Origin of the sequence: Pseudoalteromonas sp. SWN166 (genome assembly GCF_015864485.1) — a bacterium.
Lineage (GTDB): Bacteria > Pseudomonadota > Gammaproteobacteria > Enterobacterales > Alteromonadaceae > Pseudoalteromonas.
In genome coordinates this window covers 1-19,142 of sequence record NZ_JADYXB010000024.1, presented here as the reverse complement: position 1 = coordinate 19,142, position 19,142 = coordinate 1, and the positions used below count along the sequence as shown (strand labels likewise).

The following is a 19,142-nucleotide window of genomic DNA, read 5'->3' as shown; positions in this document are numbered from 1 at the left end:
AGCCGCCTATTATTTGTTAGACTTAGTTTTCTTGAATGACTTTGCCCTACTCGGAATAAAACCGTTATACGCATGTACTCTTAATTAATGAATTTTGTTTATGAATTTCTTTAGAGTCTTCATTAGTTTTTGCGATAGCCAGATCAATTTTAGCTTTTTTGCATTTATCAGATAATTCTTTACTCATAAGGTGACTTTGGTCTTTTTGATACTGAGCCATACCTTCCACACCGCTATATTGATCTCTATTTTCAGGTGCTCTGTCTTTTTGGTATGAGGGTGAGTGAGTTGCACCACATGCTGATAATAAAACTATTAGTGAAATTGGAATTAATTTATTAAACAATGCTAATACTCCTTGTGCATATAACAGCTCTACCAAAGGACATTTCCTTATTTTCACTAAAACGTCCCGATAGTGTGAACTTCTATTAATAACAAATAGTGTAAGTTATTACCAACTATAAATATGTTGAAAATATTGAGTTACTTTGGAAATAAGTGGAAGGCAGCCTAATAGCATTACTTGATGCTTGTTACTTAAATTAACTCGTTCTTTAAACGTTTTTTTATAGGGCATAGCCGCCTCAGCAGCTTTTAGCTAAATGGGATTAAAGAATTGCTTGAAATTGCTTCAGTTTAAAAACAAAGCTTGGTAACTTTTGTTTTTGTAAACAAGCTAAAAACTCTTCTGCGCTCATTTGTGGATTCTTTAAACTATTTCTTTGTTGCTGGGCAGCAGTTATACATGCACTAGCATTCAATTCGAACATATCACATAGAAATTCATCTGGATGAATAGCTGACAACTCTAATGGATCCAACTCTTCTTTAGGGAAATCCTTTAAATTGAAAGTAATAATTGATTCCGCTTGACCTTTAATTGCAGCAGCAACGACATGCCTATCATCAATATCAGGTAAAGTAAGACCATTAATTAATGGCTCATAGCCTTCAATCAGACAACCCGGAACACTTTTGTCCATAAGTTCTCTAGTACGCTTAAGTTTTTCAGGGTCTAGCTCTGGGTTATTTTTTATTAAATTTCTAATCCATTCATCATGAATTTGATTAGTCCACCTTGCTCTGTAAAGCCCAGTACAAGCTAAATACATCAGGTAGCTACGAAGCGGTGCCGGATACATAACACATGCATCAAGAATTACAGTATATGAAGACATTAATATCCCATACCCATTTCCTGATCCAATGCAGATAAATCAGCAAGAGTAGCGAGACTTTCCTCTTCAAGGTGTTTTTTATGCGCCATAACGTCCGAAAAAGCCACCTTTCTGCGATTCCCAGAACGAGTAAAAGGAATAATTCCAGAATCAAGAAGTTTAATAAAAGTTGGGCGAGATACGTTTAGAAGATCTGCTCCTTCTTGCGTGGTTAGCTCTGCATGAATTGGTGTGATGCTAACAGAGTTTCCTTGCCCCAGCTGAGTTAATACTTCAATCATTAAGTTTAACGCATTTGCAGGGATAGTTACTTCATGCGACTTGCCACTTTTTTTATCAATAACATTAATAGTTTGGGCTTCACCGTTTGTTTCCATTACAGCGGATAGCTCTTGACTACCAAGTCTAGCCAATGCAATTTCTTCAGCACTTGGCAATTTTGTAGCTATGCTCATTTTGTTTCTCTCTATTTATAAATACGTAGCTCAAATTTCACTACCTCTTTATTATCCGAAACATTCGAAAAAATGTCAATATTCGCAGCATTCGAAAAAACATCAATGCTCGAAAAAGAAAGTTTCCTCATCTATTATTTTCGTGGTGGTAACTTTATTAACTCGTTCATTAAATATTTGCTCGTAGCTCATATTCTTCTACCTGCTGAAGTATAAACTTAACCTCAAAACAGCAAACAAACGATGAGCTACAACATTTAAAAACTAGTGGTGATGCCCGCCTTGAATAGCCTCGCCCTGCTGGTTGTAAAAACCTGTTGCGCTGTGCTCTATAAAACCAAGGTTTATCATTTTAGCTAAAAACGGGTCGTTTTCGTTATCGCCAATATCGGCGTAATCGGTGGTTTGAAAGCGATCCCATTTGGCAAACTGCGCGGTTATTTCGGCTTTATTGCTGTTTACATTATTAAGGCTAAGCACGGTGTTTGTTTGGGCTTTTTTATTGGTTACGCTAAAGGTTTTAACCAAGTTTGATTGCGTAAATAAAGCGAGTTTAAATTGGTTATCGCCCTCGGTAAGTGCGTAGTTTTTTACTTCATCGCAGCCTGTGCCTTGGGTGTTTAAAAGCGTCATTTTTTCTATTAAGTGCGCATCCACCAGCTGGTTTTTAGCACTCCAATTTTGTACGCCGCGTACCTCAGATGGCTGATATTCAATACCGCGTTGCTGGGCATTAAAGTAACGAATAGGGCGAATTTGCTTATTAGCTAAATGTTGCCAAAGCTCGGTAATTACTTGGCGTTGATGCGCTACTTGCTGATCGTTTCGCCAAAGGGTAAGTGACTCATTACTTTGCTGCGCTTTATGGCTGTTGGTAATTTTATAATCGGCTTTTAAATATTCGGCATTAATATCGCACTGCGCTGCTAATGTGCTGGTGCTGGTGCTTGCTAAGGTTGCCATTAAAAATAATGCTACTTTCATCGGTTAATCTCTTATTTAAACGTCACTGTAATAGCCATACAATAACGACTTACAATGGCATTTTTATGACATAAAAAAACAACTCGCACAGGGTACGAGTTGTTTTTAAACATACAAGTTAGCGGCTTACTGCGTTACTTTTTCGTCGGCTGTTTTAACTAAATCAGCCGCAAAGTCCATTACATGGAATAAAAAGCTTTGCTCGTTAGTACCTGTTACTAAGTGCGCGCCAGGGCCCATTGCATATACACCTACATCTTCTCCGGCGTGAGTTTCTGAGCCTAGCGGTACTAGTGCTTCTTGATGAAAGCCCGGTGTGGTTGTATCAACATCGCTTAAATCAACACGCCCTGTAACTGGTGCAAACGCGTAACCTGCATCGGCATCAGTCTCGCTGCCTAGGTTTCTAAAGCCACCACCATTAGTGTAACCAACCGTTGTATAAGGCATATCGTCGGCAGCAAGGCTTGGCTCAGTTGCACCAACCGCCACTACTTTACCTAGTATTGGGTTACCACGTTTAGGGTAGCCGGCAATGGTAAATACATGGCTGTGATCGGCTGTTACTATAATTAGCGTTTCTTCTGGGTTGGTGTTTTCCATCGCCACTTTTACGGCTTTAGCCAGCTCTACGGTATCGTTTAGTGCGTTGTATGCGTTACCCGCATGGTGCGCGTGGTCAATACGCCCTGCTTCTACCGATAAGAAAAACCCGTTTGCGTTGTTATCAAGCACGTTAATTGCTTTTTCGGTCATTTGCGAAAGCGAAGGCTCGCCCGCTACGTCGTTTGCGCGGTCGGCTTCGTATTGCATGTGGGACTCGTTAAACAAACCAAATACTTTAGTGGCATCGTCGCTTATTGCATCAAAACCGGTTTGATCCATTACGTATGTGCCGCTTGGGTAAGTTGTTTGCCACTCAGTCACTAGGTTACGACCATCAGTACGATCGCCTTCTACTGCGCTTACTGCATCGCTTGAATTTGCCGCTGCATCTTTTGGTAAAAAGTGACGACGACCGCCTCCCATTACTACGTCAATGCCATCTACATCAATACCTGCAAAACGCGCTTCTAGGTTGGCTTCAAAGTTAACTAGTTGCGATGCTATGTCTTCACATGCCTCAGAACCTGCTGGCATATCTGAAATATCTTCCCAGTTACGCTCTGCCGATTTAGCATACGTTGCCGCCGGTGTTGCATGAGTAATTCGCGCTGTTGAAATAAGGCCCGTTGCTTTACCTGCTATTTCAGCAAGTTCAAGCGATGTAACCAGCTCATTACCTTGCGCTGTTGAACACACGCCGCGTTCAATGTCTTCATCTACCCCAATTACGCCAACGTCGGTTTTAACACCCGATACCATTGCCGTCATAGTGCCTGCCGAGTCTGGCGTTTGTGCATCTACGTTGTAGGTTTTAACAAAGCCTGAATAAGGCATGGTTTCAAAGCTAAGCTGGTAGTCTTCACCTAAGCCGCCTTCAAGCTGGCCTGCTAAAATACGTGCAGCCGTTACGGTTGAAATACCCATACCGTCGCCTACAAATAAAATAACGTTTTTAGCTTTGCCTGATTCGGTAACAACACTTGCGTTAGCTTGCTGTGTTTTTGCAAGCTGAGCCTGCGCGCCGCTATACCATTCGTTACTTGTTAAGGATGCTAGCTGCTCGCTAGTAAGTGATGTAGCGGGTGTATTACACACTAAGTTAGTTGAGTTAACTTCATCGCTATCTAGCACGTCGTTATTATTGGTATCTGCGCCTACTTGGGTTTCTACGCCGCCATTTATACATTGCTCAGAGCCTATTGCTATGGCGTTGTCTACTGCAATAATATTGTTATCGCTTTTATCGTTATCACTTGAGCAACCCGCTAGCGCGACCATTACTGCCAAAGAAAGTACTTTTAATTTGTTCATGTTAGCCGCCATTATTGCTGAGTTAATTCAAGAGCTTGATTAATTAAATGAAACACTACATTTTGCTCAATTACGCCTTGGGCAAGTTGTGCACCGGGGCCTTTTGCGTGTAGTGAAATGTCTTCACCTGCATGTGTTTCTGAACCGAGTGGCACGGTTGTTTCTTGGTGAAAACCGGGTGTTGTTGTATCAACTCCATTAAGCTCAACACGTCCGGCTACTGGGCCAGTTGCATAAGCAGCATCGGCATCTGTTTCATCAACTAAATTTCTAAAACCTAAACCATTTGCATAGCCTACTGTGGTGTATGGCATATCGTCGGCAGCTAGGCTTGGTGTAGTTGCACCCACTGCAACTACTTGACCTAAAATTGGGTTACCGCGTTTAGGGTAGCCTGCAATAGTAAATACGTGGCTGTGATCGGCTGTGACTAAAATAAGGGTTTCTTCTGGGTTGGTATTATCGATGGCAGCTTGCACTGCTTTTGCAAATTCTATGGTGTCGTTAAGTGCGTTGTACGCATTGCCTGCATGATGCGCGTGGTCAATACGACCCGACTCAACCGTTAAGAAAAAGCCTTTTTCGTTTTTACCCAATACATCAATAGCTTTAGTAGTCATATCGGTAAGTGAAGGCTCGCCCGCTACGTCGTTTGCGCGGTCGGCTTCGTATTGCATGTGGGATTCGTTAAATAAACCAAATACTTTAGTGGCGTCGTCGCTTATTGCATCAAAGCCTGTTTGATCCATTACGTAGGTTGCATCTGGGTATTGTGTTTGCCATTCAGTGACTAGGTTACGCTCGTCAGTACGATCGCCCTCTACCGCGCTTACTGCGTCAATTGAGTTAGCGGCTGCATCTTTTGGTAAAAAATGACGACGACCGCCACCCATTACAAAATCAAGGCCGTCTACATCGGTACCTAAATAACGGGCTTCTAAGTTTTTTTCAAAGTTTACAAGTTGCGATGCAATATCTTCACATGCTTCTGAACCTGCTGGCATATCTGAAATATCTTCCCAGTTACGGTCTGCCGATTTAGCATACGTTGCCGCTGGCGTTGCATGAGTAATACGCGCAGTTGAAATAATACCCGTTGCTAGGCCTTTAATTTCAGCAAGTTCTGTGGCTGTTAAAAGCTCGTTACCTGCAGCGCTTGAACATACGCCGCGTTCTATATCTTCATCTACGCCAATAACACCTACATCGGTTTTAACGCCTGAGATCATCGCGGTCATTGTGCCTGCAGAATCAGGCGTTTGTGCATCTACGTTATATGTTTTTACTTGCGCTGAGTATGGGAACTCTTCAAAGCTTAAATAACCTTCTTCACCTAGCTCACCCGCGCGCTGGCCTTGTAAAATACGTGCAGCGGTTAGAGTAGAAATACCCATACCGTCGCCTACAAATAAAATAACGTTTTTAGCTTTTGTTGTTTGCTCACTTTGCGCTTGAGTCGTTTTTGCAGCTAACGTAGTTTGGGCATTTGTATACCAGCTACTTTGTGTTTGGCTTTGTGGTAATACATTGGCATAGCTTGGTGCACTTAACATAAACGTTAAGCCAACTGCCGCAGCAACTTTTTTTATTTTCATCCTTTATTATTCCCATTGTGTAGTGGTTATTTTTTGTTGAAGCGTAAACCTCTAATAAGTAACCGCTGCACTATAAAAAATAGATATGACTACCAAAGGACTTTTTAATGAAGAAACAATGACTAAATTATTACAAAGATAAGTCACAAAAATAAAACACAAAAAAGCGCAACGTGTAAAACATTGCGCTTATTTTCAGGGAAATTATTAAATGTAATTATTTAAATATTAAAAACGCACCTTAAACGATACGCCAAAGTAGCGCTCTGCATCACGCGGTATTTGGTAACGGAAGTTATCGCCGCTGTAGGTAGTTACGTAACTTTCGTCGGTTAAGTTTTTAGCAATAAGCGACACTCTAAACGCGTCATCTTTAAACGATAAACCCACACTTGCATTTAAAATACCGTAATCTGGTAATAAAGCAGCTGGGTTAAATTCACCAACGTTGTCTGGTAAGTCTGAGTATTGCTCGTCGGTGTAAATGTATGAGCTATTTATGTGTACGTTAAAGCCATGCTCAGTTTCAATAAAGTAGTCAGCTGTTAGTGAGTATTTTAAATCTGGCGAAAATGGAACATCTAAACCAGAGCGGTCAGTACACGAACCTGCAGCTACTTCTGCCGGACAATTAAACTCGTCAATTTCAGCTTTAATATAAGCGACACCACCGGTAAGCGTTAGTGACTCTGTTGCAGCCCACATAAAGTCAACTTCAACACCTTGTGTGCTTACATCGCCCGCGTTTGTTAAGCGGGTAATACAGGTGCCGTCTGAACAGTCAAAGTTGTTAGCTTGAAAACCTTCAATTTCTGTTCTGAAAAGTGCCATGTTAAACACAAACTCGCGGCTTGCGTATTTGTAGCCAATTTCGTAAGCATCAGACTCTTCTGGCGATATTTCGCGGCTGTCGGTGTCTGGATTAAAGTTGTAATAAATATTAAAACCAGGCCCTTTGTAACCTTGCGAGTAGGTACCGTATACCATTTGGCCATCGCCTAAATCGTATTGCATACCTAAACGACCCGATACGTTGGTTTCTTCTGCTTTGCCTTCGTCATCGGTATTTAGTGTTGCTGGGCGTACGCCTACACCGGTGCGGCCATATACATCGTTACTTACACGGCGGTGTGTGTACGACACTTCGTCGTCGGTGTAACGAATACCAAATAAAACGCGTAAATCTTCAGATAAATCATAAGTACCGTCGGCAAAGGCTGCCCAGTTATTAAATTCGGTGCTCATAAAAGCAGTGGCCGATACAATATCGTTAGCGTTACAGCTAACGCCTAGCCCTTGTGTGTAACCTTCTAAATCAGCAAGTGCAGTATCAAGCTCAGCGCCCGATAAGTTATTTTGCGCGTAAAACGCCATGGCACTATCAAGCTGGCCACCATTGTTTTGGCAACTTGCATCGCGAGTAAAGTTACGTTGTGAGTCCATGTTCCAATAAAATAAGCCGGCAACATAATTAAATGGCCCAGCTAGGTTTGATGTAACTCTAAACTCTTGTGAAAACTGATCCCATTGCTGTGCACCAATATCATGTAGTTGAAACGGCGCGCCAAATACTGGCTCGCTGCTGTCGCCAGCAATAGAGGTAAAGTCGCCTTCGCGGTATTCGGTGTTATCCCATGAGCGCTGCGCTGTAATTGACGTGTACGTATAGTCGCCAATTGTTTTATCAACTTGCACCGAAAACGCGCTATGTTCGTCAATTGTGCGCGACTCGTAATCATGGTCTACTTTGCGTTGGTCTAGGTCAATATCGGCTACGCCATCAACAATACCATTACTGTTTGGCGCTGCTTTTGAATCAGGATTACGACCACTTGGCAGGGCTTCTAAGTCGGCGCAACAATCGTCGTCTGCGTTATAAAATTCAGCTATAAATTTTACGCTTAAGTCGTCCTCTGGCTCGTATTTAAATACGGCGCGTGCACCTTCGCGGTCATAGCCGTTTACTTTTTCGTTGTTGTAAACGTTATCAATGTAACCGTCAAACTTGCCTTTAAATACCGTTAAGCTAGCGGCTAGGTCGTCGGTTAAACCGCCGCTAATAACACCTTTAAAACGGTATTCGTTATCTTGATAAAACGAAGTTTCTACGCTGCCTGTTGTGTCGTATGAGGGATCTTTTGTTGTTATGTTTACCACACCTGCTGAGGCGTTTTTACCAAATAATGTACCTTGTGGCCCGCGTAATACTTCAATGCGGTCTACGTCGTATAAATCGGCAAAAGCTTGACCAGAGCGGCCAAGTACCACGCCATCAACCACGGTTGCTACACTTGGCTCGGCAGCAATACTAAATGAAATAGTACCAATACCACGTACTGTTAGCGCTGAGTTACGTGTTGTTGTGCCTTTTCTAAAGCTCACCGAAGGGACAAGTGACTGTAAGCCTTCCATGTTATTAGCAAAAGCTGAATTAATTTGATCGCTGTTAAGTACCGATACCGCAACAGGTACTTCGTTTAAGCTTTGCGTTCGCTTTTGCGAGGTAACGACTATTTTTTCAAACGTATCGTTTTTAGCTTCTTCTACTTTTTGTTGTTCTTGCTCGGCTTGCTCTTGCTGCGCATGTACTTGCGTGCTTAATGCTAAACCGGTTGTCATTGCTAACGTGACTGCCAAGCTTAAGACGGACTTTTTAGCTCTCATGTCATTCTCCATATTGTGCGTGTGTGCTGTGTGGTACCGCGCTAGCAATTGTGTGGGTTGCTAATAAAGCGGTGCAGTGTGTTGTTATAATTCCCTTAAAGCTCTTATATCTTATATAAGAGCTTTAAATTTAAACAAACTATCTTCTTAATGCAATCATTATGTGAATAAAATGTAATTTTAAATTAAGTAATGAGGACTCACCCGCACGTTATGCGGCCTTTGGAACCCCAATATGCGCTAAGCTATTTTCGTAGCGTGTATGCCAACGACGAACGCTCCACCAGCTAAGTACAAAGGCTGTAGCCCAAACGGCAACTAAGCTTGGTACAAAGTACACACTGGTTCCACCAACAAGTCCAAGCGGAGAAAACAATATATATAAGCTAACAATTAGGCCTACTAATACGATGGCGCAAGGCAGTGCGTATTTCCAAGGATTAAGGTCTACCTCGGCTTTGCGTGTAAATTGCCATGGTGTTTTAAGTGGTTTGTAGTAACCAATACCCAGCATAATTGCCAATTCAATAAAGAATAAAATGGCGTAAATATGGATAAAGTTTATGTCTACATCCCATACAAATTTAAGCAAAGTGTAAGCAATAATATGGAATATAATTGCGACTTTAGCACCCAGTGCAGGCACTTTTCGAGTAAACAAACCCACTAATACAATTGTGATGACCGGAATATTGTAAAAACCTGTAAATACACGAATTATGTGCCACAAGCCTTCGGGTGCAAACATCAATAATGGCGCGGTTATAAACGATAATACGGCAATAATAATACTGGTAATTTTAGCCACTTTTATAAGTTGGCTGTCTGTTACTTTGTCTTTTTTCATTGGTTTGTAAACGTCTAAACAAAATAAGGTTGCTGCACTATTTAACAGTGAGTTAAACGAGCTAAATACGGCACCTAGTAGCACCGCTAAAAAGAACCCAGACAAATACTGTGGAAGTACTTCTTTTACTAAATGTGGATAAGCTAAATCGATAGTGGGTAGGCTTTCGTGTTTATAAAGATGGTAAGCAATAACGCCTGGGATCATCATCATAAACGGCACTAACACTTTAAAGTACCCTGAAAACAACACCCCTTTTTGGCCTTCAACTAAGTTTTTAGCGCCCAGTGTACGCTGGATCACGTACTGATTGGTGCCCCAATAAAATAAATTAGCTAAGATCATGCCTGTAAAAATAGTGCCAAATGGCACAGGATCGTCGCTGCTGCCAATAGCGTTGAGCTTTTCTGTATCGGTGTTTACAAGGGTGCTTAATCCTTCTGAAAAACTCCCGTCGCCCAATGCAATTAAACCCAGTGTTGGCACTAAAATACCAATAATAAGTAGCCCAACTCCGTTTATAGTATCCGACACCGCAACGGCCTTTAAACCGCCAAAAACAGCGTATATTGCGCCAATAGAGCCCACTGTAATAATAGTTACAATCAAGCTTGCTTCGTAGCTCATATTTAATAAGGTGGGTACATCAAACAGCCTAAGTACGGCTATTGATCCTGAGTACAAAACCGAAGGGATCGTTATAAAACAATACCCTACCATAAATAAGATCACCGTCATGCGCCGTACGGTATCGTCAAAACGATCCCGTAAAAATTCAGGTAAGGTAGAAAACGCACCCGCTAAATAACGCGGCAAAAAGATCAACGCCATAATGATTGTTGAGATCCCTGCGGTTACTTCCCACGCCATTGAGCTTAGGTTGTAACCATAGGCTGAGCCATTAAGACCAATAAGTTGCTCTGCCGATAAGTTAGTGAGGATCATCGACCCTGCTATAAACGTACCCGTTAACCCACGACCCGCTAAAAAATAGCCGTCTTGGGTATTAACTTCCCCTTTGGTTTTTTGGTACGAGATATATCCCACCAGCGCCATAAACGCCAAGCACGATAGCAGTGTCATGGTAATGTTCATACCTTCCATCTTGCGCCCCTTTTAGCTTACTTTACTCGGTAAAAAGTAAGCTAATATCTTTATTATTGTGTGTTGTATGTGTGTTGTGTGCTGTGTGTTTTTTATTAAGCCGAGTTTTATTTAGGCCATGGCGTTAATTGGCTCATGTCTTGTTCTGTGTGTTGAACGTCTGGGCCAAGCATTAGGCTGTCGCCTTCGCGCATAAATACTGCCATTTCTTCAAGTGCGAGTGTGTGCTCGTAGTACTTACCACCTTCGTAAGCTTGTTTATCGGGGAAGCGAATCCAGCTGCCTTGTGGTAAATAAAATTTCACTTTACCGTTTGGTACTACACATGGCACAACCAGTAATTTTTCACCGCACATAAATTGCTGATCAAAACTATGTGCTAGCACATCATCAGGAAATGCCAGTGCCATTGCACGCTGAATCGGCAAACCGGTTTGCTGCGCTTGCTCTGCACTTTGTTCTAAATAAGGAATAAGTTGATAGCGTAGTTTAAGTGCTGCAAATACCGCATCACTTGCTTGCTCAGTATAAGACCACGGTTCGCGAGGGCCAATACCATGTAAGCGCATGTGTGCGCTAAATACTGAGGCTTGCGCCCAGCGCACGTAAAGCTCTGCGTCGCGAGTGTCTTTGTAAAAACCGCCAATATCGGTTGCAAAAAACGGCCCGCCCGACATACCCCACGCTAAGCTGCCACGAATACTCGCCGCTAAACCTTGCCAATCGGCTTGTGGGTCACCGCCCCACTGTGCAGGGAAGCGTTGGCTGCCCGTCCATGCTGAGCGGCTAAATAAAAATGGCCCTGTTTTACAGTATTTTTCGGCGGCTTCATAAACGCAGCGGTTGTACAACATGCTATAAACGTTGTGTAATCTTATACCGCTGTCGCCACTGTGCGATACCATATTTTCGTCTTCTAGCTGCTCGCCAAAATCTGCTTTTATCATATCTACGCCAAGCTCAAACAAAGGCTTATGCGACTCAAGCCAGTATTCGTAAGCATCAGGGTGCGTAAAATCTAAAATACCCGACTCTGGCAGCGGCGTAAGTACTTCGCCAAATGGACTTAAATCCCACTCGTATTGATACGCTTTGCCTGTGCGTTTGTCTTTTATAAGCCAGCCGTTTTCGGCCGCTTTAGCAAACAATGGGTTATTTACCGAGATCATCGGGTATTCCCACACACAAATTTTAAAGTCCATGGCTTTAAGTTCATCAAGCACTGGTTTTGGGTCGGCGTAGCGTGTTGGGTCCCATTCAAAGGCAAAGCGAGTGTCGGTGTCTTGCCATGCTCGGCCATCAAGGGTAATTACGTCGCACGGCATTTTTTTAGTACGTACTTCGCGGGCAACACTAAGTAGTTCGTCGGCATCTTTGTAATACGCTTTTGATAAAATAACACCAAAGCTCCACTGCGGTGGCACCGGTGCAAAACCTGTTAGTTCACAATAGCGGTTAATACTTTGAGCTGGTGTTTGTTCTTGATATAAAAAGACATCTAGCGCGTCATCTTCAACTAAACATACATAAGCGCGTTGCGACCACAATGCATAACCTACGCCATGGGTAACAGGCGCGGGTGTATGTACAAATAAATTCCAGCCTTCTGGGCTCCATGCATACGGGGTATTTTTATAAGACTTTTCGGCGTTAACGCCCAGCGCATCGTGGTTGTATGAACGAATAAGTTGGCCGCGTTTATCAAGCTTGCCCCACTTTTCGCCAAGACCATACACTGCCTCATCGTAGTTAAGCTCAAGGCTTAAAATCCAGCCGTTATCTGTTTTAGCCAGTGGCGGTAAACGGTGTTGGCGTACAAAGTGGCCATCAGTTGCTGATTGCTGTACTAGCTCATCGTTTTTATAAAGTTTGAAATGAAAAGGGTCGCTGTAAAATTCTAGGCGGTATTCGCCACCGCTTACACTGTAATCATTATTGTTTTTGCTAAGTGTAAGGGGATATTCTGATAGGGTTGTGGTTAATATTTTAAACTGCTCGTCATGTGTGGTGCCTGCATTTAAACGTAAACCAAACTGGCTTATCGTTACGCTAATATCACCAAACTGAGTGGGCAAAACCAGCACATTACCTTGTAACTTTGGCGGTGCGGTTAAGCGTGCTGGCTCTATTGCGTTCCAGTCTGGCTCACGTAATTCAAATGCATTCATGGGAGTTCCTTAACCAATTATTAGTCTTGTATAAGACACAAGTTAAATAATTGTAATCCCCATGTCAATGTAAATAACCCTAAGATGAATTATTTACATCGTGATTTTTAAAATATACCCGGCGCCGATGTAGCCACCAGCGATACGCCGCTCAGCCCTAGCAGCGTAATAGCTATAATGCGTATCCATTTAGCGTCTACGTAGGGCGTTAATTTACGAGCAAAATGCGTAACTAGCAACACTAAAGGAATAGCCGCTGCAATTAAAAACATAATATCGAGCTCTGGCAAAGTACCAAATAAAGCGATACCTACACGTACTAGCCCGCCAATAGTAAATACCGCTAATAACGTACTGCGAATAGCTTCAATAGACCAACTTTGCTTATAACACTGAAACACAAGCGGTGGCCCTGAGGTTGAAAACAACCCTCCAAGTAACCCACTCACCCCACCGGCTATTAAAAACGAACGAGGACGGCTTTGCTTATTAGCACGATCGCGGCCAATCAGCATTAAAGCGCAGCACAATAAAATACTTACGCCTAAAATAAAGTTTAAGTAGTGCGTTAAATGCGACGACATAAACTCAAGCAGCACAAAACCTACCAGCATTAACGGAATACCGGTATACAACATAAGTTTTAGCTCGGGTACTTTTACCGAGCTGCGGTTTTTAACCACCACGGTTGTAGAGTTAACCAAACCCAATAAGCTCACTAAAAATGTAGTCGCGGTGAGCGGCAATACATCAAGCAATGTAAAGCTTGCAACCACTAGTAACCCAAAGCCAAACCCGCTGAGAGTTTGCATAATAGTGGCAAGGCTTAGGCACAGCGCCATAAGCAAAATGAGTTCAAAAGAAATACTGAGCACTTTTAATTTCCTAAGGGTGAGCTATTGTAGTGTAACGATTTGTTTTTAGGCATAATGTATATTTTGCGCCTATAAAAACATTACAGCAGTAGTTCACGTTTAATTGAGCTAGCGCAAATATGCGTAAAAGGTTTCACCTATGATATAACTACAGGTGGATTAAATTTAATGGTAAATAATAATGAGTAACTCTATGTTTGATCACAAATTAAGTGGCCCAAGCTTGGCTTTTCAACCGCTTTACTTACAAGTGGCTGATTATATTAAACAGCTCATTGTTGAAAGACGCTGGGTACCTGGCGAAGCACTACCAAGCGAATTTCGCCTTGCTGAAGAATTTAACGTAAGCCAAGGTACGGTTCGTAAAGCACTAAACTTATTAACCGATAATAAAATAGTGACTCGTCGCCAAGGCGTTGGTACGTTTGTATCGCAACATACTGCGCAAGATGCCTTATTTAGATTTTTTCCGTTACAAGCCGACGGAAAAGGCGCCGATTTGCCAAAGGCTGAACTGCTATCGGTTGAGCTTTGTGCAGCGCCAGTTGAAGTAATAGAAGCGTTACAACTCAATAAAAAAGACAAAGTTACCAAGCTTGTTCGTAGGCGTATTCTTGATAACGAATTTTGCATGAGCGAAACTATATACCTACCGCAAAGCTACTTTCCTGATATACATCAAAGTAGTGATATTCCGCATACATTGTACCATTACTACCAGACCAAATTTAACCAAACTGTACACAAAACCCAAGACAGTATTAAAGCCGTACTTGCTACAGTTGATGATGCCAAAATGCTTGCTATTAAAGCTGGCGACCCACTACTGCTGGTATCACGCATTACCGAATCAATCGAAGGTAAGCGTATTGAATACCGCCAAAGCAAATGCCGTAGCGATCATTACCACTATCAAATTGAGCTCGACTGATTAAGAGCCTCTTTAGTGCTAACAACCCACTTTAGCGCATAATAATTAAATATTTTTTAAAGGCAGCAAACGCTGCCTTTTTGCTGCCTGCAGGTTTTTTAACTGAACCATTTACTACTTTGCTGTTAACACAGTATTGACACTGTTTGATTCGTATAATAACTTATGTCTTATACAAGACCTAAGTCATTATGCATTTTTAACAGGAATTCCCAATGAGTTCATTAAATAATATCCCTCCAGTAGGGTTCGGTTTATGGAAAGTAGCACAAGAAGATTGTGCACAAACGGTATACCAAGCCATTAAGACAGGTTACCGCCATCTTGATTGCGCATCAGACTACGGTAACGAAGAGCAAGTAGGCGATGGCATAGCCCAAGCAATAAACGATGGCTTATGTACCCGCGAAGAATTATGGGTAACATCAAAACTGTGGAATACCTTTCATGCACCAGAGCATGTTGGCCTCGCGATTGATAAAACACTAAGTGACTTAAAGTTAGATTACTTAGACTTATACCTAATTCATTTTCCGATTGCGCAAACATTTGTGCCAATAGAAACCCGCTATCCACCAGAGTGGTTTGTTGATCCAGACGCGCAAAACCCACAAATGGAGTTGGCAAAAGTGCCGCTATATTTAACGTGGCAAGCAATGGAAGAACAAGTACATAACAATAAAGCTAAACGCATTGGGGTATGTAATTACTCAAGCGCACTGCTTCACGATTTAATGACCTACGCAAATATCAAACCTGCCATGCTGCAAATTGAATCGCACCCTTATTTAACGCAAGAGCGATTAGTAAGATTAGCTAAGCAGTACGATATTCCGGTTACTGCGTTTTCGCCACTGGGTGCACTTTCGTACCTTGAGCTTGAAATGGCAGATAAAACCGAATCGGTTCTTGAGCAAAGCGTTGTTAAAGCGGCTGCACAAAATCATGGCAAAACGCCAGCACAAGTCGTACTTCGCTGGGGCGTGCAACGTGGCACTGCCATTATTCCAAAAACTTCAAAACTTGAACGCATGAAAGAAAACCTCGCACTGTTTGATTTTGAATTAACAGAGCAAGAAATGGCGCAAATTTCTGCGCTTAACAGTAATCGCCGATTTAACGACCCTGGGCACTTTTGTGAAGCTGCCTTTAACCGTTTTCACCCAATTTACGATTAGGAACATACAATGTCAGCTACCGAAATTAACTACGCCTCAGTGCCAACTCAATTAACATTCGATGATTCGGTTTTTCCGTGCATTGTGGTTAATAACAATAACGCCAGCACCGTTGAAGAAGCGGTAGCTTTCATTCGCGCCAATAAAAGCGAACTGGCCAAAAAACTTCGCAGCTCAGGAGCTGTGTTGTTTCGTGGTTTTCCTGTAAATAGCGCCGAAACCTTTGATACGTTTTCAGCAGGGTTTGATTACGACAATTTTACTTATAAAGAGTCGCTTTCAAACGCGGTGCGTATTAATTTTACCGAGCGTGTATTTACAGCTAACGAAGCGCCAAAAGATGTAGAAATATACTTACACCACGAAATGGCGCAAACGCCTATTTCGCCAAGTAAGTTATTCTTTTTTTGTAAATCGGCCGCAGAAGAAGGTGGTGAAACACCTCTTTGCCGATCAGATAAGTTATTTAGCGCATTAAAAGAATACGACAGTAAACTTGCCCATGACTTTGAACACAAAGGCCTAAAGTACACCACCTATATGCCAGCCGCTGACGACGCAACATCAGGCCAAGGCCGAAGCTGGAAAAGTACACTAAGCGTTGAAACCAAAGACGAAGCACATAACAAATTAACCGAACTGGGTTACGAATGGGAGTGGCTTGAAGACGGCTCACTAAAAGCCGTTACTCCGGTTTTACCTGCAGTAGTAACCCTTGAAAACAATGTTCAGGTTTTTTATAACCAACTGATTGCCGCTTACATGGGCTGGAAAGGCGTACGCGAAAACCCATCGGTTGCTATTACCTTTGGCGATGGCAGTGCCATTCCTAAAGCTGGACTTGATAAAATTGTTGAGCTTTCAAAAGTATTTACCTTTGATCTTGCATGGCAAGATGGCGATGTAGCCTTAGTTGATAACGAAATGGCTATGCATGGTCGCCGCCCTTTTACAGGCGAACGTAAACGCCAAGTGTTAGTAGCACTTACCGCAGCTAAAGCGTAATGCAGCGCTTAAGTAGTAAATTAAGCTGTAAAATATCACCTTTATGGCAAGGTGCCAGCATTGCTGCAATGACTGGCCTTGCCGCTTTATTTTTAAGTGAGCATTACGGCGCGCCAGCCATGCTGTTTGCTTTGTTACTGGGTATGGCTGTCTCATTTTTGTATCAAAGCGATAGCCCTTGCGCCAAAGGTATCGACTTTACCGGCACCACGGTTTTGCGCGTAGGTATAGTGCTGCTAGGCACACGCATAGCACTGGGAGATTTAGTAACACTGGGTTGGCAAACCGCACTTATGTTAGCGGGCGCTATATTTACTACTATTATTTTAGGCGTAGTACTTGCGCGCGCATTTGGCTTACAAAAGCGCTTTGGTGCACTTACTGGCGGCTCGGTTGCTATTTGTGGAGCGTCTGCTGCGCTAGCCATCTCCTCTATTATGCCAAACAGCGAACATAAAGAGCGCGATACTTTACTTACGGTTATTGGCGTAACAGCCATGTCGACCCTTGCTATGATCCTCTACCCTATTGTGGTTAATTACCTTGAGTTTGACGCCCATAATGCAGGCGTATTTTTAGGCGGCACAATACACGACGTAGCGCAGGTAGTAGGTGCTGGTTATTCGGTATCACCTGAGACTGGCGATATAGCAACCCTAACTAAACTTGTACGTGTTGCTATGTTGCTACCCGTTGTACTTATTATGATGGTTATTATTAATCGCTCAAATAAAGAAAAACACGGAGAATTACCTAAAGTCCCTGGGTTTTTAATTGGCTTTGTCATACTCATGATAATAAATAGCTGCTTTTCTCTTCCTACAATAGTGCTTGAAACCGCTAACGAACTTTCGCAGTTCTTTTTAATTGCGGCTATTTCAGCCATTGGTATGAAAACTAATTTAGGAAAACTAACCGAAGTAGGTATGAAACCCATTATTTTAATTGTGGCTGAAACACTTTGGATTGCATTATTAATACTTGGATTTGTAATTTGGAACTAATGAATCACGTTATTTAAGATATATATCAAAAAATTTAGTAGGTAATTAGGTCATGTTTTAACCAGTTAAAACCTGTATTTTACCTACTCTAATATTGCGTATAAAAATAAGCGTAAAGCTTTGATTAAAATAAACTTAACTTTAATTTATAAGTTAAAAAAATCATCTCAATTATAACTAGCTAGTTAAAAAACAAACAAACAAATAAAGCACTTACTCTAAAATAAATTTACAATAGGGCTTGGTATATAACTTAATTTACTGTTATCCTGCTTGCCATCGGGTTGACAGAAAACCCTATTTATTTGTAAGTACCACGTTGTTTTAGTAATAATCCTTCGCGTTATCCTCAGTTAAATGTATGTTTTCTTCCTGTTAAATTGCCTAATTTAAGGCGCACTTTTATTAATTCTTAGGATACTATTATGTCTAATACTACAACTGGTACAGTTAAATTTTTCAACGAAGCAAAAGGTTTTGGTTTTATCGAGCAAGAATCTGGTCCTGATGTTTTCGCACATTTCAGCGCAATCTCTGGCGACGGTTTCAAAACTCTAGCTGAAGGCCAACGTGTACAGTTTACTGTTACTCAAGGTCAAAAAGGCCCACAAGCTGAAAACATCGTTAGCATCTAATTGCTTTCGTTAAAATGGGTTAGCAATAACCCATTTTGAATACTAGTTTGAAAGAAGTTTTGTTTTATTTGTTAGTACCGAGTTGTTTTAGTAATAATCCTACGCGATATCCTCAAGTTAACTATTTTTTCCGGCTCAATCGCCTCTTTTCAGGCACACTTATATTAATTTTTTAGGATACATATTATGTCTACTACAACTACTGGTTCAGTAAAATGGTTTAACGAAGCAAAAGGTTTTGGTTTCATCGAGCAAGAATCTGGTCCTGATGTTTTCGCACATTTCAGCGCAATCTCTGGCGACGGTTTCAAAACTTTAGCTGAAGGCCAACGTGTACAGTTTACTGTTACTCAAGGTCAAAAAGGCCCACAAGCTGAAAACATTGTTAGCATTTAATTGCTAAACAATTTAATGGGTTAGTAATAACCCATTTTGAATACTAGTTTGAAAGAAGTTTTGTTTTATTTGTTAGTACCCCGTTGTTTTAGTAATAATCCTACGCGATATCCTCAAGTTAACTATTTTTTCCGGCTCAATCGCCTCTTTTCAGGCACACTTATATTAATTTTTTAGGATACATATTATGTCTAATACAACTA

The 19,142-nt window shown here is 41.8% G+C and carries 16 protein-coding genes; 6 read left to right on the top strand and 10 right to left on the bottom strand.

Going from position 1 to position 19,142, the window contains the following annotated elements; all coding sequences use genetic code 11:
- Positions 1 to 64: 64 nt before the first annotated feature.
- The 10 genes from I6F49_RS14085 to I6F49_RS14040 form a co-directional block, all read right to left on the bottom strand.
- The gene (locus I6F49_RS14085) at positions 65 to 346 is read right to left on the bottom strand and encodes a hypothetical protein (protein WP_197181104.1); all 282 of its coding nucleotides are present in this window, start codon (positions 344 to 346) and stop codon (positions 65 to 67) included.
- A 265-nt stretch (positions 347 to 611) separates the two neighbouring features.
- A complete protein-coding gene (locus tag I6F49_RS14080; RefSeq protein WP_197181080.1) occupies positions 612 to 1,181 on the bottom strand; it encodes a PIN domain-containing protein in 570 nt (189 codons plus the stop codon).
- Positions 1,181 to 1,636 (bottom strand): helix-turn-helix domain-containing protein, encoded by a 456-nt coding sequence (locus I6F49_RS14075; RefSeq protein ID WP_197181079.1) that lies wholly within the window; start codon positions 1,634 to 1,636, stop codon positions 1,181 to 1,183. Before I6F49_RS14075 ends, I6F49_RS14080 begins: the two co-directional genes overlap by 1 nt.
- 264 nt (positions 1,637 to 1,900) lie before the next feature.
- Positions 1,901 to 2,620, bottom strand: a complete 720-nt coding sequence (locus tag I6F49_RS14070; protein ID WP_197181078.1) for a hypothetical protein — start codon at positions 2,618 to 2,620, stop codon at positions 1,901 to 1,903.
- Positions 2,621 to 2,746: 126 nt separating this feature from the next.
- Complete coding sequence (locus tag I6F49_RS14065) at positions 2,747 to 4,537, bottom strand: alkaline phosphatase (RefSeq protein WP_197181077.1); 1,791 nt, start codon at positions 4,535 to 4,537, stop codon at positions 2,747 to 2,749.
- Between the two features lie 11 nt (positions 4,538 to 4,548).
- Positions 4,549 to 6,132 carry an alkaline phosphatase gene (locus I6F49_RS14060; protein WP_197181076.1) on the bottom strand — a complete coding sequence of 528 codons (1,584 nt, stop codon included), beginning with the start codon at positions 6,130 to 6,132 and terminating at the stop codon, positions 4,549 to 4,551.
- 228 nt (positions 6,133 to 6,360) lie between these two features.
- The gene (locus I6F49_RS14055) at positions 6,361 to 8,796 is read right to left on the bottom strand and encodes a TonB-dependent receptor (protein ID WP_197181075.1); all 2,436 of its coding nucleotides are present in this window, start codon (positions 8,794 to 8,796) and stop codon (positions 6,361 to 6,363) included.
- A gap of 211 nt (positions 8,797 to 9,007) precedes the next feature.
- A complete protein-coding gene (locus tag I6F49_RS14050; RefSeq protein ID WP_197181074.1) occupies positions 9,008 to 10,747 on the bottom strand; it encodes a solute:sodium symporter family transporter in 1,740 nt (579 codons plus the stop codon).
- Positions 10,748 to 10,854: 107 nt separating this feature from the next.
- A complete protein-coding gene (locus I6F49_RS14045; RefSeq protein ID WP_197181073.1) occupies positions 10,855 to 12,915 on the bottom strand; it encodes a glycoside hydrolase family 31 protein in 2,061 nt (686 codons plus the stop codon).
- Between the two features lie 107 nt (positions 12,916 to 13,022).
- A complete protein-coding gene (locus tag I6F49_RS14040) occupies positions 13,023 to 13,790 on the bottom strand; it encodes a sulfite exporter TauE/SafE family protein (RefSeq protein WP_331458729.1) in 768 nt (255 codons plus the stop codon).
- A gap of 181 nt (positions 13,791 to 13,971) precedes the next feature.
- Between I6F49_RS14040 and I6F49_RS14035 the strand changes: the two genes are divergently transcribed.
- From I6F49_RS14035 to I6F49_RS14010, 6 genes are all read left to right on the top strand, one after another.
- The gene (locus tag I6F49_RS14035) at positions 13,972 to 14,721 is read left to right on the top strand and encodes a GntR family transcriptional regulator (protein WP_165726269.1); all 750 of its coding nucleotides are present in this window, start codon (positions 13,972 to 13,974) and stop codon (positions 14,719 to 14,721) included.
- Between the two features lie 215 nt (positions 14,722 to 14,936).
- Positions 14,937 to 15,899 carry an aldo/keto reductase gene (locus tag I6F49_RS14030; RefSeq protein ID WP_197181072.1) on the top strand — a complete coding sequence of 321 codons (963 nt, stop codon included), beginning with the start codon at positions 14,937 to 14,939 and terminating at the stop codon, positions 15,897 to 15,899.
- Positions 15,900 to 15,908: 9 nt separating this feature from the next.
- The gene (locus I6F49_RS14025) at positions 15,909 to 16,904 is read left to right on the top strand and encodes a TauD/TfdA family dioxygenase (protein ID WP_197181071.1); all 996 of its coding nucleotides are present in this window, start codon (positions 15,909 to 15,911) and stop codon (positions 16,902 to 16,904) included.
- A complete protein-coding gene (locus I6F49_RS14020; protein WP_197181070.1) occupies positions 16,904 to 17,908 on the top strand; it encodes a YeiH family protein in 1,005 nt (334 codons plus the stop codon). Before I6F49_RS14025 ends, I6F49_RS14020 begins: the two co-directional genes overlap by 1 nt.
- 425 nt (positions 17,909 to 18,333) lie before the next feature.
- A complete protein-coding gene (locus I6F49_RS14015; protein WP_006792548.1) occupies positions 18,334 to 18,543 on the top strand; it encodes a cold-shock protein in 210 nt (69 codons plus the stop codon).
- 186 nt (positions 18,544 to 18,729) lie between these two features.
- Positions 18,730 to 18,939, top strand: a complete 210-nt coding sequence (locus I6F49_RS14010; protein ID WP_006792549.1) for a cold-shock protein — start codon at positions 18,730 to 18,732, stop codon at positions 18,937 to 18,939.
- The last annotated feature ends 203 nt before the right edge of the window (positions 18,940 to 19,142 follow it).

Bases quoted from the DNA above. Each gene is read 5' to 3' on its own strand.
- I6F49_RS14060 (WP_197181076.1), bottom strand. From the start codon at position 6,132: ATGAAAATAAAAAAAGTTGCTGCGGCAGTTGGCTTAACGTTTATGTTA.
- I6F49_RS14010 (WP_006792549.1), top strand. From the start codon at position 18,730: ATGTCTACTACAACTACTGGTTCAGTAAAATGGTTTAACGAAGCAAAA.
- I6F49_RS14080 (WP_197181080.1), bottom strand. From the start codon at position 1,181: ATGTCTTCATATACTGTAATTCTTGATGCATGTGTTATGTATCCGGCA.
- I6F49_RS14030 (WP_197181072.1), top strand. From the start codon at position 14,937: ATGAGTTCATTAAATAATATCCCTCCAGTAGGGTTCGGTTTATGGAAA.
- I6F49_RS14075 (WP_197181079.1), bottom strand. From the start codon at position 1,636: ATGAGCATAGCTACAAAATTGCCAAGTGCTGAAGAAATTGCATTGGCT.
- I6F49_RS14065 (WP_197181077.1), bottom strand. From the start codon at position 4,537: ATGAACAAATTAAAAGTACTTTCTTTGGCAGTAATGGTCGCGCTAGCG.
- I6F49_RS14045 (WP_197181073.1), bottom strand. From the start codon at position 12,915: ATGAATGCATTTGAATTACGTGAGCCAGACTGGAACGCAATAGAGCCA.
- I6F49_RS14070 (WP_197181078.1), bottom strand. From the start codon at position 2,620: ATGAAAGTAGCATTATTTTTAATGGCAACCTTAGCAAGCACCAGCACC.
- I6F49_RS14025 (WP_197181071.1), top strand. From the start codon at position 15,909: ATGTCAGCTACCGAAATTAACTACGCCTCAGTGCCAACTCAATTAACA.
- I6F49_RS14015 (WP_006792548.1), top strand. From the start codon at position 18,334: ATGTCTAATACTACAACTGGTACAGTTAAATTTTTCAACGAAGCAAAA.
- I6F49_RS14035 (WP_165726269.1), top strand. From the start codon at position 13,972: ATGAGTAACTCTATGTTTGATCACAAATTAAGTGGCCCAAGCTTGGCT.
- I6F49_RS14050 (WP_197181074.1), bottom strand. From the start codon at position 10,747: ATGGAAGGTATGAACATTACCATGACACTGCTATCGTGCTTGGCGTTT.
- I6F49_RS14020 (WP_197181070.1), top strand. From the start codon at position 16,904: ATGCAGCGCTTAAGTAGTAAATTAAGCTGTAAAATATCACCTTTATGG.
- I6F49_RS14055 (WP_197181075.1), bottom strand. From the start codon at position 8,796: ATGAGAGCTAAAAAGTCCGTCTTAAGCTTGGCAGTCACGTTAGCAATG.